The organism is Microbulbifer salipaludis (assembly GCF_017303155.1).
Taxonomy (GTDB): domain Bacteria; phylum Pseudomonadota; class Gammaproteobacteria; order Pseudomonadales; family Cellvibrionaceae; genus Microbulbifer; species Microbulbifer salipaludis.
Genome location: NZ_JAEKJR010000001.1, coordinates 464,894 through 477,550, shown reverse-complemented (window position 1 = coordinate 477,550; position 12,657 = coordinate 464,894). Strand labels below are relative to the sequence as shown.

Annotated in this window: 9 protein-coding genes; 3 read left to right on the top strand and 6 right to left on the bottom strand. The window is 60.1% G+C overall.

Annotated features, from left to right (window positions below; genetic code table 11):
- Positions 1-28 precede the first annotated feature (28 nt).
- Positions 29-1,015, bottom strand: coding sequence for a Gfo/Idh/MocA family protein (locus tag JF535_RS01930; RefSeq protein ID WP_206998398.1), 987 nt, complete (start codon positions 1,013-1,015; stop codon positions 29-31).
- 57 nt (positions 1,016-1,072) lie between these two features.
- Complete coding sequence (locus tag JF535_RS01925) at positions 1,073-1,960, bottom strand: LysR family transcriptional regulator (RefSeq protein WP_066959878.1); 888 nt, start codon at positions 1,958-1,960, stop codon at positions 1,073-1,075.
- 140 nt (positions 1,961-2,100) lie between these two features.
- On the opposite strand from JF535_RS01925, the gene JF535_RS01920 reads away from it, so the two are divergent.
- The 3 genes from JF535_RS01920 (at position 2,101) to JF535_RS01910 (ending at position 6,304) form a co-directional block, all read left to right on the top strand.
- A complete protein-coding gene (locus JF535_RS01920) occupies positions 2,101-2,994 on the top strand; it encodes a pirin family protein (RefSeq protein WP_206998396.1) in 894 nt (297 codons plus the stop codon).
- A 62-nt stretch (positions 2,995-3,056) separates the two neighbouring features.
- On the top strand, positions 3,057-4,370 hold the full coding sequence (locus tag JF535_RS01915) for a cation:proton antiporter (protein WP_206998394.1): 1,314 nt from the start codon (positions 3,057-3,059) through the stop codon (positions 4,368-4,370).
- 41 nt (positions 4,371-4,411) lie between these two features.
- The gene (locus JF535_RS01910; protein WP_206998392.1) at positions 4,412-6,304 is read left to right on the top strand and encodes a monovalent cation:proton antiporter-2 (CPA2) family protein; all 1,893 of its coding nucleotides are present in this window, start codon (positions 4,412-4,414) and stop codon (positions 6,302-6,304) included.
- On the opposite strand, the gene JF535_RS01905 is transcribed toward JF535_RS01910, so the two are convergent.
- From JF535_RS01905 to JF535_RS01890, 4 genes are all read right to left on the bottom strand, one after another.
- The gene (locus tag JF535_RS01905) at positions 6,301-7,893 is read right to left on the bottom strand and encodes a tetratricopeptide repeat-containing sulfotransferase family protein (RefSeq protein WP_206998390.1); all 1,593 of its coding nucleotides are present in this window, start codon (positions 7,891-7,893) and stop codon (positions 6,301-6,303) included. The two genes, JF535_RS01910 and JF535_RS01905, sit on opposite strands and share 4 nt — an antisense overlap.
- Before the next feature lie 126 nt (positions 7,894-8,019).
- Entirely contained in the window at positions 8,020-10,269 is a 2,250-nt protein-coding gene (locus JF535_RS01900; protein WP_206998388.1) for a TonB-dependent receptor, read from the bottom strand.
- Between the two features lie 469 nt (positions 10,270-10,738).
- Positions 10,739-11,905: a lipase family protein gene (locus JF535_RS01895; RefSeq protein ID WP_206998386.1), complete on the bottom strand. Its 1,167-nt coding sequence runs from the start codon at positions 11,903-11,905 to the stop codon at positions 10,739-10,741.
- 27 nt (positions 11,906-11,932) lie between these two features.
- Positions 11,933-12,337 (bottom strand): DUF6795 domain-containing protein, encoded by a 405-nt coding sequence (locus tag JF535_RS01890; RefSeq protein WP_206998384.1) that lies wholly within the window; start codon positions 12,335-12,337, stop codon positions 11,933-11,935.
- Positions 12,338-12,657 lie beyond the last annotated feature (320 nt).

Sequence of the window (12,657 nt, the reverse complement as noted above, 5' to 3'; positions counted from 1 at the left end):
ATCGAATTTATAGAAGTGAGCGCCAAACCTAGCGAAATCCCGCCAAAATCTGGTCCATCACCCGTGAGGCTTTGCCGCCCTCGGCGGCAGATACCGGGTGCCGGCCTTCGCCGTTGAGGTGTTTGACCATATTGTCGATATGGAAATACTGGATATTTTCCGGGTGGGCGATCGCGACAGTTGCGGAATCGTCGCCGGCTTCGAGCAACAGCGGCTTGTCGGCAAACACGGAAAAACGGATGCTGCCCCTGCTGCCATAAATCACCACCTCATCGTTGTAGTCACTAGCGGCAAAATTCCAGAAGCCCGCGCCGGTAGCACCGCCTGCAAATACCCAACAGGCGGAAACCGCATCTTCCGCGTCATACAGGCCCTGCTGATTGACCGCGATCCCTTTGGCGTCGGCAATATCTCCGGCGAGATGGATAAACAGGTCGAGACCGTGGCAGGCGAGATCGACAAAATGACCACCGCCGGACACCGCCGGGTCGGTGCGCCAATCGTATTCCGGTGACAGGTCCGCGGCGGAGGGTGCGCGCGCATAGCTCCAGTTGATATGGCGAATGGCACCGATTCTACCGCCGTCGATCCACTCTTTTACCTGATTGAAGCGGGGCAGGGAGCGGCGGTAGTAAGCGACAAACAGCTGCGCCTCCCGGCCTGCAAACGCGGCGACAATGTCTTCGCACTCACTGAAATCGAGCGCCATCGGTTTTTCCAGGCAACAGTGTTTGTTGGCGCTCGCTATCTTCAGCGCATACTCCCGATGGCTCCCCGGTGGCGTGGCCACATAGATGGCGTCGATTTCCGGGTCGTTAATCAGGTCGTCGGCGCTGGTATAGGTTTTTGGCACTCGGTGGCGCGCAGCATAGTCCAGCAGCTTTTCCCGGTTGCGGCGCATGACCGCAACCAGCCTTGATCCCGCCACCTTATTGAACGCCGGGCCACTTTTCAGCTCGGTGACATTGCCGCAACCGATAATGCCCCAGCGGATTTCCTCACTGTCGCGCACCATGACACGCTTCCTGTTTTAGATTGATTTGACCAGTGGGCAGAGGATACGGCGCCCCGATCACTCGATCGGTGGCAAGCCTTCACGCAGGGCGCGCAGTAGCAGGCACGCGGCGGGGCCGGCGCGGTCCTGATCCGCATACACCAGATAGACGGTGACATCCCGCTCCCAGGGCTCTTCGGTGCGCAGCGGCAGCAGCCGGTCGGCCGACAGGGAGTCGCGGATGCGGGTCTGCGGCAGCCAGGCAAACCCCAGGCCGCGCTCGATCAACTCGATGGAGGTGTGCACGTTGGTGACAGTGATGCGCTGGTCGGAGCCGAGCCAACCCGCATCCTGGCGGTTTTTCAGCGCGGAATCGCGCATCACGATCTGCCGCGCCGCCTTGAGATCTTCCCGGTTCACCGGCCGCCCCAGATGATGCAGCGGGTGGTCCGGGTGTGCCACCGGCACAAATTTCACCCGCGCCACCGGCTCACCCACAAACCCCTGGGGTACGCGCGCGGACAGGATGAAATCCGCCTCCTGCTGCAGCAGCAATTCCTCGGCACCGGACAATACGGTTTCGCGAATCTCCAGGCGGGTGTGGGGAAACTCGGCGGCAAAACGCTCCACCGCATTGAACAGGGCCTCGTAATCAAACAGCACATCCACCGCCAGGCGCAGTTGCGCCTCGGTGCCGGCACCCAGGCTCGCGGCCACCGACTCCAGCGCTTCCGCCTCGTCCAGCAGGCCGCCGGCACGGTTCAGCAGAACCCGCCCCGCGTCGGTGAGTTCCGCCTTGCGCCCACGCACTTCCAGCAACGAGACCCCGAGGCTCTCCTGCAGTTTGTGTACCGCGTGATTAATCGATGACTGGCTCTTGTGCACCGCTTCCGCGGCCTGAGAAAAACCGCCGTGTTCCACCACGGCCTGAAACATCCGCCACTGCTCCAGGGTTACCTTGGCCATTGACTGTCCTTTGTCTGATTTCGATCGATGAAAAGCGTTAACGACGCGACCTGTCGAGCCGTTCGAATATTAGCTGCGATTATTTGCCATTTTCTGGCGATTTAATCGGCCTATACTGCCGCAAACGGAGGAGCATAACCATGCAAAACGTCACACCCAACAGCGAAAACAGCGTCAGCCTGCGGCCCGCCGCCCGCGTCGTGGCGGGGCATCCGTCCGCCGATGGCGCCGGCGTGAAAATTCATCGGGTGGCTGGATTCCAGTCCGCGGACTTCAGCCCGTTCCTGATGGTGGATGAGATCCGCTCGGAAAATCCCGACGATTACATTGCCGGTTTCCCGCCGCACCCGCACCGGGGGATCGAAACGCTGACCTACATGCTGAGTGGCGAGTTTGAGCACCAGGACCACTTGGGTAACCGCGGCGCCATTCGCGAGGGCGGTGCCCAGTGGATGCGCGCCGGGCGCGGCATCATCCACTCGGAAATGCCCTCCCAGGGCGAAGGCGGTATGCACGGCTTCCAGCTGTGGATCAATATGGCGGCGAAGGACAAGATGAGCACGCCGGACTGGCGCGACCTGCAGCCGGAACAGGTACAGGAGCGCACACTGGACGCGCAGGGCTCAATGATTCGCCTGATTGCCGGCACCTGGCAAATTGCCGGTGAGTCCGTGTCTGGCCCGCTGCTGGATGCGGCCAGTGAAGCCTCGGTGGCCGATGTGCGCCTGGCGCCGGGGGCCGACGTTTCCCTGCCGCTGCCCGAGAAGCACACCGTACTGGCCTATATCTACCGGGGATCGCTGGCCACCGAGCGCGGTACCGTGACGCGGGGCAATCTGGTGTTGTTTGGTGCCGGTGAATCATTACAATTGCGCGCGCCCGCAGACGGCCCCGGAGAAGGCACCGGCTTGCTGCTGCTGCGCGGCGCCCCACTCAACGAACCCGTTGCGCACTATGGCCCCTTTGTCATGAACACCCGCGAGCAGATTGAGCAAGCGGTGCGCGACTACAATAACGGCACGCTGACGGACTGAGCGCAGGCGCGCCGGCCGCAACGCCAGCGCGCAACCGACCCAATCGAGGCACCCCCCAGGGCATGGACGTCTATTACATCTTCTGTTTTCTCGCGGCTGTGTCCGTGTTCCTCGGTTTTATCAATCAGTACGTACTGCGCACCCAGACCACCATTGCCATCACCGCGGGCTCACTGGCCCTGTCGCTGATTGTTACCGGTCTCGGCAAGCTGGAAATTGTGGAGCTGCGGGATTGGGTGGCGCAGCTGCTCCCGGTGATGAACCTGGAAGACCTGCTGCTGAAGGGCATGCTGGGCTTCCTGCTGTTCGCCGGCTCCCTGCATATTGACCTGTTGATGCTGCGCAACCAGAAGGTGGAAATCACCCTGCTGGCCATTGTCGGCACCCTGATTTCCACCTTCGCGGTGGGCTACATGATGTACGCCCTGTTCGCGCTGATCGGCATGCCCGTGGACCTGGTGTACTGCCTGCTGTTCGGCGCACTGATCTCGCCCACGGACCCCATTGCGGTGCTGGCCATCATCAAGAGCCTGAAGGCGCCGGAACAGGTTTCGATTCAGGTCGAGGGTGAGTCGCTGTTCAATGACGGCTTCGGCATGGTGGTGTTTGCGGTAATCTACGCACTGGCATTCCAGGGCACCGAACCGACACTGCCCGCCATCAGCCACCTGTTTATGGTGGAGGCCCTCGGCGGCATCGCGCTCGGGCTCGCGATTGGCGGCCTGTTCCACTGGCTGATCTGCTCCACCAATGATCACAGCCTGGAACTGTTGCTGACCCTGGTGATTCCTACCGCGGGTTTTGCCGCGGCCAACCTGCTGCACGTGTCTGGGGCCCTGGCCATGGTGGTGTCCGGTATCATCATCGGCAACTTCACCCGCGAACGCGGATTCTCGCGGGTGAGTCAGCACGAGCTGGACAACTTCTGGACCATTACCGAAGAGTTTCTCAACGGTATCCTGTTCCTGCTGGTGGGGCTGTTCCTGATCACCATCGACTTCTCGCCCATCGACTATGTGCTGATCGTCGCCGCGATCGTGATAGTGCTGCTGGGACGCGTGCTGGCGGTGGGCGTGCCGTTTCAGCTGCTCAAACGGCGCCGCAAATACCACCCGTATACCGAACGGATTCTGATCTGGGGCGGGCTGCGGGGCGGACTGGCGCTGGCGCTGGCGATGTCGATCCCGTCCGGCTACCTGATCGGGGATACCAGCAACGGCAGCACCCACGACTTGCGTCACCTGTGGGTAGTGATGACCTACGGCGTGGTACTCTTCTCCATTGTGGTGCAGGGCTCCACCATCGCGCCGCTCATCCGCCGCAGCCGCGAAGCCGCCGACCCCGAGCGCGCCGCACCTACACCACAACCTGACTAACCGGCCGCCAAGCGGCCCCGCGACAACCAGAAAGAGCGTCCATGCCGCACGACAATTTTTTGCTTCAGACCGTCATATTTCTCGCCGCCGCCGTCTTCTCCGTGCCCCTGGCCAAACGCCTCGGGTTCGGCTCGGTACTGGGTTACCTGGTGGCGGGTGTCCTGATTGGCCCCCACGCCTTCGGCCTGGTGGGTGATACCAGCGATGAGCTGCACTTCGCCGAGTTTGGCGTGGCGCTGATGCTGTTTCTGATTGGCTTGGAACTGCGGCCGAAGAAGCTGTGGGCCCTGCGGGGGGCGATCTTCGGCACCGGTGGCGCCCAGGTGCTGCTTACCGCGGCGGCCGTGTGCGGGCTGGCCATGGTCATGTTCGGGTTTGACTGGCGCAGCGCCACCGCGGTGGGCCTGATTCTCGCGCTGTCCTCCACCGCCATCGTACTGCAGTCGCTGTCGGAAAAGAACCTGCTCAAGACCGAGGGTGGGCGCAATGCCTTCAGCGTGCTGCTGTTCCAGGACATAGCGGTGATCCCCATTCTTGCGCTGCTGCCGCTGCTGGCCACCGTGGAAGTGGCCACCGACCCCGACGCCCTGCAGGGCTGGACCTACGCACTGGCGGTGCTGGCGGCAATCACCGCGCTGGTGCTGGCCGGTCGTTACCTGCTGACCCCGCTGCTGCGGATGGTGGTGGGGTCGCGCACCCGCGAACTGTTCACCGCCTGCTCCCTGCTCATCGTGCTCAGCGCCGCCGCCATCATGAGCGGCCTGGGCCTGTCGCCGGCACTGGGGACATTCCTCGCCGGGGTGGTACTGGCAGACAGTGAATTCCGCCACGAGCTGGAAGCCGATATCCAGCCATTCAAGGGTCTGCTGCTGGGGCTCTTTTTCCTTGCGGTAGGCGCCAACCTCGACCTCGCACTGGTGATGCAACAGCCGCTGCTGTTGCTGGGGCTGCTACTGCTGCTGGTCACGGTCAAATTCGTCATCCTGTTCGCGCTGGCGCGGGTACGCGGCATGGCGCGGGGCGAGGACTGGCTGTTTGCCCTGTCCCTGGCGCAGGCGGGGGAATTCGGCTTTGTATTGCTGGCCTATGCCAGCCAGAACAAGGTGCTGCCGGCGGACGTCACCAGTGTGCTGATCGCCCTGATCGCACTGTCCATGGCGTTGACACCGCTGCTGTTGCTGGCCTATGAACAGCTCATCCAGCCGCGGTTCTTCACTGGCCCGCGCCTGCCGGATGTGCCCGACAGTGCCCCCAACGATGACGGCTCGCCAGTGATCATCATCGGCTACGGCCGCTACGGCCAGATTTCCGGACGCCTGCTGAACGCCTGCGGATTCGAGACCACACTGCTGGAGCACAACGCGGAACAGCTCGAACTGGTGCGCCGCTACGGTATCAAGGCCTACTACGGTGACGCCTCGCGGGAGGACCTGTTGCACGCCGCCGGCGCGGAAAACGCCAAGATCGTGATCCTCACCCTGAGCGACCAGGCCGCCTCGCTGGAGATTGTAAGCCGCATCCAGAATCACTTCCCGCACCTGACCATTCTGGCGCGGGCGCGCAACCGCATGCACCAGTACGCACTGATGGAAGCGGGGGTGAAATACATCTACCGGGAAACTGTCGACAGCGCCCTGGAAATCGGCGCCGGTGCCCTGCAGCTACTGGGGCTGTCGAAACACCAGGCCCAGCGCGCGGCGCGCAAGTTCAAGCAGCACGATCAGCGTATGCTGGAATCCCTGTTCCCCTACTGGCGGGATGAATCCCAGCACGTGGCAAAAACCAAAATCTACCGCGAGCAATTACTGCAGGCTCTGCAGGAAGATCGGCGGGATCCGGACCTGCATTTGGATCACCACTGGGGCGATCACGAAACCACCGCCACAGAGAAGCAGCCGGCGCAGGGCCGCAAATCCGTTCAGCCCGGCCTCTAGCCAGCCGGGTCCGTTAGGATACCCGCGCGCGCCAACACATCCCGGTAGGGCTGCAGCTGCGTGGAAAACTTTTGCCAGCGGCCGCTGGAGCGGGCGTGAATCGGTTCGCGCACCTGCGCCGCGCTGGCGGTTGCCGCGGCACGTTCGGACCGGTGGAACTGCAGGCAATCGCTGGCGAAGGGTAACCCCAGCCAGTCCAGCAGTGCCCGGGTCTGGCCTTCCGGGTCCGCCACCAGCTGGTCGTAGTCCAGGGTGTAAATTCGCTCCGGCATCAACGCCTGCCACTGCTGCATCAGCTGGCGATACTGCACGTAGTACTCGCCCAGTTCCTGCAGATCGTAAGACCAGGGATAGGCTTCGGCGAACAGTTGCTTGTAGATGGCAAAGCCGGCATCCATGGGGTGGCGAGTGACGTGTACAAATCGCGCGCCGGGCAGGGCGCGGGCGATCAGGGGCAGGTAGAGAAAGTTGCCCGGCAGCTTGTCGGTAAAACAGCGCTGGTGGTTGCGCAGGTGCGCAATGCTCTGCCGGTAACGCTGCCCCAGTGTGGCGGCGGAGCATCCGGCCACGGCGGCAATACTGTCGCGACTGATTAGCGCCGCATCGCGACTGCCCGCGAGCTGCTTCACCGCCAGTGGCCACTGCACCAGTTCGCCCAGTGCCTGTACCTGCGGGTGGCTGCCGAGAATCTGCTCCACCAGGGTACTGCCGGTGCGCGGCAACCCCACAATAAATACCGGTGTTTCTCCATCATCCTGGCCTGCGGCCTGATTCCGGTACCACTGATCTCCCAGGTGTTCGCGCACCGCGTCAAATATCCCGGCCTCCTCATCACTGCGGTAATTCAACCGCTGCCGCTGCGCGCCGGCCCCAGCCTGGTAGTGCGCCCAGGCCGCTGGCCAGTCTGCGAGATCCTCACACAGCTTGCCCGCCGCATAGTGCAAATAGGGCAGCGCCGCCGGTGACGCGCGTTCCGCGAGGGTGCGGAGGGTGCCAAGCTGGCCCCGGATCTCATCGGGGTCCTCGGTGTGCCGGCATTTCGCCAGCAGCCAGTGACAGCGGTAGTGCTCCGGCGACCGCTGCAAGGCGCGCTGTAGGAGGTCGGCGGCTTCCGCGCGCTGTCCCAGAAATATCTGCACTGCCGCCGTATTGGCAAGAATACCCACGTCCTCGGGTGCGCAAACAAGCGCCTGCCGGTACAGCGCCAGTGCCTGCGGCTGGCGCCCCAGATGGCTGTAGAGCGTGGCCAGGGTATCCAGTAACTGCGGGTCGCTGGTGATCTGCTCTTTGCACTTGTCGGCTTCGGATTCCGCCTCGGCAAACTGGCCATTGGCCGCCAGTATCCGCGCCAGGTAGACCCGCGCTTCGCCAAACGAGGGGTCCAGCTTGAGGGCCGTGTTGAGCGCACGTGCGGCGATCTGCGCATTACCGCCCTCCAGCGCGGCGAGCCCCAGCAGGGTGTGGGCTTCCGGCTGGCGCGGGTCGGCTTTCAGCACCGCGATACAGCGGGATGAAACACTGCGCCAATCCCGGTTGGCGGCGGCCTTACGGGCAAGATCAAGCTGCTGGCGGATGGTGGGATCAGACATAGCGGGCCATTCGGTATGGGTACACAGACACAGGTTGTAGCGGTTTTTTTCGTGCAGATCCAGAAACAAAAAAGGCGGGGCAAGCCCCGCCAAACGATCAGCTAAAGAGATAAAGAGAAAGGAAAATCAGAACTCGTAGGCGAGGTTCACACCTACAGTACGCGGCTGGCCCACATAGTAGAACTGGCCGCGTTCGCCGTAGCGCTTGGCGCTGCGCACACCGTTGTAGTACAGCTCGTTGGTGACGTTGTCCGCGAACAGGGATGCACGCCATTCATTCAGGCGGTAGTCCGCAGACAGGTTGAACAGGTGGTAGTCCTCGAGGGTTTCGTTATCGAAGTTACCGCCCTGACTATTAAGGCGCGTGTCCACCTGGTCCTTGTAGTAGAGGTTGCCGCGCAGGGTCAGCTCACCGGTGGGCACCGCCACGTTGTAGTCCATTGCCAGGTTGTATTGCAGGTTGGGCACACCCGGGAAGCTGTCACCATCGAAACCGCCGATCTCCGGCGCATCGCCATCCAGCGCGTGATCGTAGTAGGTCACCCAGCCATTCAGCATCAGGTTGTCGGTAAGCGCAGCCTGGGTGGACAGTTCGAAACCGGTGATCTGGCCCTGGCTGGCGTTCTTGGTGATGTTGATCGCCGCTTCCTGGGACTTGGTGGGCACCTGCAGATCGCTCCAGTCGATCATGAAGACCGCGCCATTCAGGATGATGTTGCCACCGAGGGTGGTGTGCCAGCCCAGCTCGTAGTTCACCGCGGAATCGGAGCTGAAGGTCTGCTCGCTGTCCAGCAGCTGCGGGCCGGCATTGGTGCCGCCGCGACGGAAGCCTTCGGCCACGGTCGCGTAGAACATCACTTCATCGGTGAAGTTGTAGGCGGCATTCAGCTTGAATACGGTGTCGTCGATCTCGCCATTACCATCGCGGCAATCCGCATCGGTGCCGGTGTAGAAGGGCAACATGGTGCAGTCGTAGGCGAATGCCTCTTCCTGCTGGAAGTAGCGGGCGCCCAAAGTGAACTGCAGCTGGTCGTTGGCGTGGAAGGTGGCTTCCCCGTACACCGCCTGCTCGGTGAAGGTGCTGTCCGCATAGCGCCAGTACTCCAGATCACCCAGACCGGTGGGGGACCAGCCCCATTCGTTCACCACAAAGTCGCCGAAGCCGGGAGCGTACTCACGGGCATCCAGCAGGGTGTCGGTTTCCTCGTAGTAGACGCCGGCGATCCAGTCGAGCCACTCGGGGGAGTTCTCGTCGGTGCTCAGGAAGCGGGTCTCATGCACCAGGGACTCGGACTGGTTGTCGTCCACGGTGTAGGCGGAGAACTGCGGGAAGTCACAGTAACCGCTCCAGATATCCACACACAGCAGATCGGTCTGGTCACGGTTGCCGATACCTTCGTATTCCGCCACGGAGGTGGTAGAGAAAATTTCGATGGCGTCGCTGTTGTATCCCAGTTCCACGTTGAACAGGGAGTCCTTGTTCTCACGCACTTCGTTGTAACGCAGGGCGGAAGTGAAGTCGTCGCCGGTAAAGCCCGGGTTCACTGCCTGACGGCCACCGGCCTTGGAATCCTGCAGGTAGTAGTTGGCCTGGGCGAAGAAGGTATCGGTCGGTTCCCAGCGCAGGGCAACACGGGCGGAAGTGGTTTCTTCGGTGTTGGCATCCTTGATCCGCCGCTCGTCATTGGATACACCCGGCTCTACCAGCACATTGTTGTAATCCACAAAGCCTGCATCGTCTACGCGGGTGCCGGACACGCGCAGGGCCAGGGTATCGGACAGCGGCAGGTTGAATACGCCACTGACCTCACTGGAGAAACCGTCGCTCTCGCTGTTCTTGTACACCTCGGTGCGCACCGAACCCTCGGTAGCCTCGGTATTCGGCTTGTTGAGGATGTAGCGCAGGGTACCGGCCATGGCACCGCGGCCGTACAGGGTGCCCTGCGGGCCACGCAGGACTTCCACGCGCTCAATATCCACCAGCTTGAAATCGATCAGCAGCGGTGTGTCGTTGACGTAGCGGGAAATGATGTCCTTGCCGCCCTGGTTTTCGGAGGCCTCCAGGCCGCCCACGTTCATGCCGCGCAGGGTCACCAGGCCGGTGCTGCGGGCGCCGGCATCGATCATCTGCATACCCGGAATGAACTGGGACATCTTGCTCAGGTCATCGGCGCCGATATCGTTGATGAACTCGCCGGTCACCGCGGTGATGTTGTAGGGAATATCCTGGATGCTTTCGGCGCGGCGACTGGCGGTCACCACCACCTCTTCGATTAATGTGGTGGTTTCCCCCTCAGCCTGCGCCAGTGCAGCGGCCGGTGCGCAATTGGCCACGGCGATGGCCAGGGCGAGTAATTGTTGGTTGGACGGTTTCATCTCGGTACCCTCGGATGTGTCGTTGTTTTTGTAGAGTTTTTTGTATGTAGATTACGGGTTTCACCTCTACCGCCGGAGCAACGCGCACGCGCACGCACGCGTCGCCAAGAGGAACTGGCCGGGAGAGGGAGCTGGAAAAATCAGGCAGGAAAGAGCCGCCCGCTACCAGAGCTGGTAACGGTCAACTAATTATCGAACCACTCACTGAGGTGGTAATCGCTGGCGCGCTTGCAGAGCGGGTCGCCCACAGCGCTTTGAAATCGCAACATAACGCCAAGTTTCTCAGGTTTATGCATCGGTTCTACCGAATCGCGCAGGGAGACACAAGGCAAATCATGTCGGCGGGATATTTTGTTAAAGTTTTTTGCCCGGAAGTAGCGGAATGTCAGGTTGTGCAGGTTCCGCCTGCTGCGTATGGCCGGCAAACTGCCGGCCAAGGTCGTCAAGCCGACTCTGCACCCAGGCTCATTCAATGCAGGGTTCGCCCGGCTTGCCGCACCAACTCGGATACCGCATGATGCGCCTGGATAAAGACCTGACGAATAAACCGCATGGTCATTTCGGCACCCTCGCGCACAACGATGCCCAGCATCTGCGCCATACGCTTGATCAGGCGTGTCACCCAGATTGAAACTTCTTTGGCCAGCTCCAGGCCCTTGCTCATGAGCATCGCCAGATGATCCAGCAGTGTGAATGTAGTACTACCCGCAATAACTACCGTGATGCCCAGCAGGTTGGTCAGCTTCTTCACCACCCACAAAATGGCGGCACTCAACAGTCGCGCGGAATTGAGAGTGAACGACACGATACTGTTGAACTTCAACCAGGCTTCGATGCTCGAATCGAGAAAATCCTGAGGACGGCGCGACTTGAGTATTGGCCAATCAACCGGCTTGTTATCGCCACCTCTCGTGGACTTGGCATATCTAGCCATGCTGTGGAATTCCCAGGGTTTGAGGTGCAAACCGGATGGCAAAAGGAAATCACCGGCTCCACCATCGGGCACATGGAAGAAGGGCCAGGTTGGCACCATGGGAACCGGGTCAGTCTGGTGATAAATACGATAGATATTACCGGAGCCCAAACGACGTTCGGTTTTTTGCGCGTAGTACTCTAACCCGACCCGGGGGGAACCGAATGTGTAGAGTTTGACTTGCTTGCCAGTATTCGACTGGAGCCAGTCCGCGGTCAGGGTAGCCAGGGCACCGCCCAGGCTGTGTCCAACGCAATGAATCGTGTGCACGTTGGGCGCAAACTGAGGCAGCTGATCGACAAAAGAGTTAAAGGTAGATAGGAAACCCTGGTGCACCATACCGCCAGTTTTGGCGCTATTGATCCCGGCATTCAGATCTGTAAGCCCATCCATCAAGCTTGCCGTGCCCTTGATCGCAATGATTCCCTGATTTTGGTACTCGCTGCCGGATTTTCCTTCTGCTGCCACTCCCATCATGTGTGAAGTTTGCAGGAGAATGCCGCCGGTTTTCCCGACCAGGCCCTTATTCTCTAGCTTCTTGTCCTCTCCCAATTCCAGATAATTTTTAAATGTCGTATAAAACGCGCTTCTAGTTTTCTCGTTTTTTATCGCGTAAGCACCGGTAGCAAGACGCGCTGCAAAATTTGGGTCCAGCTCAGGCATATCAATTTCCCTATTTATTTCCTGGCATCACTTCCAGTGACAGCTGGTAACAAGGATCGTGTCAAAGTCTTCAATGGCAACAGGCTCACGAGTAAGCTCACACTCTAGGTTCAATGGATGCCCGCCAAGTTCTGAATTTTTTTCCGGGCTCATTTTACTGTTTACCCAGATTTCATACTCTTTACCTTCGAACTCAACATTAACCACTTGCGCGACCACAAACTGTGTAGGCAAAAGCTGCGTGAGAGAGCGCTCCTTGATTTCCGGCAGCGCAACCTGACCAGATTCATCTGCAGTGAACTCATCCACCTGCTCTTTCTGCCACTCGACGACCCTTGTTACCTTGGCATTCGCTGCCGGGTTGCCCTCATGGGTAATCGTTAAATTCATGCCGGAAAAGGTATAGGCCTTCCCGATATCAAAAACTGCCATACAGGCTCCACTCACTGGTAATAAAAGTATTATCAGAAATAACTTATTGAATATTTCTCTTTTCATCGAATAACACCACTATGCCCAAGCGCAGATCATTATCAGCATGTCTCTCTCTTTCTCTGTAAATCATATTTCGCTAAAAGTCTCACAGTTTTATAACATTGGATTTTCATCCGTTTTTAACGGATTCCTACACATTTTCAGACATCAGCAGTCGTTCATGGGTAATATCCAACTCCATGTGATACAAGCTGCAAACCCTGCCAAGGTCTAGCATCGATCCACTAAACTTTTAATTGAAAAGTTTTACCACCGCG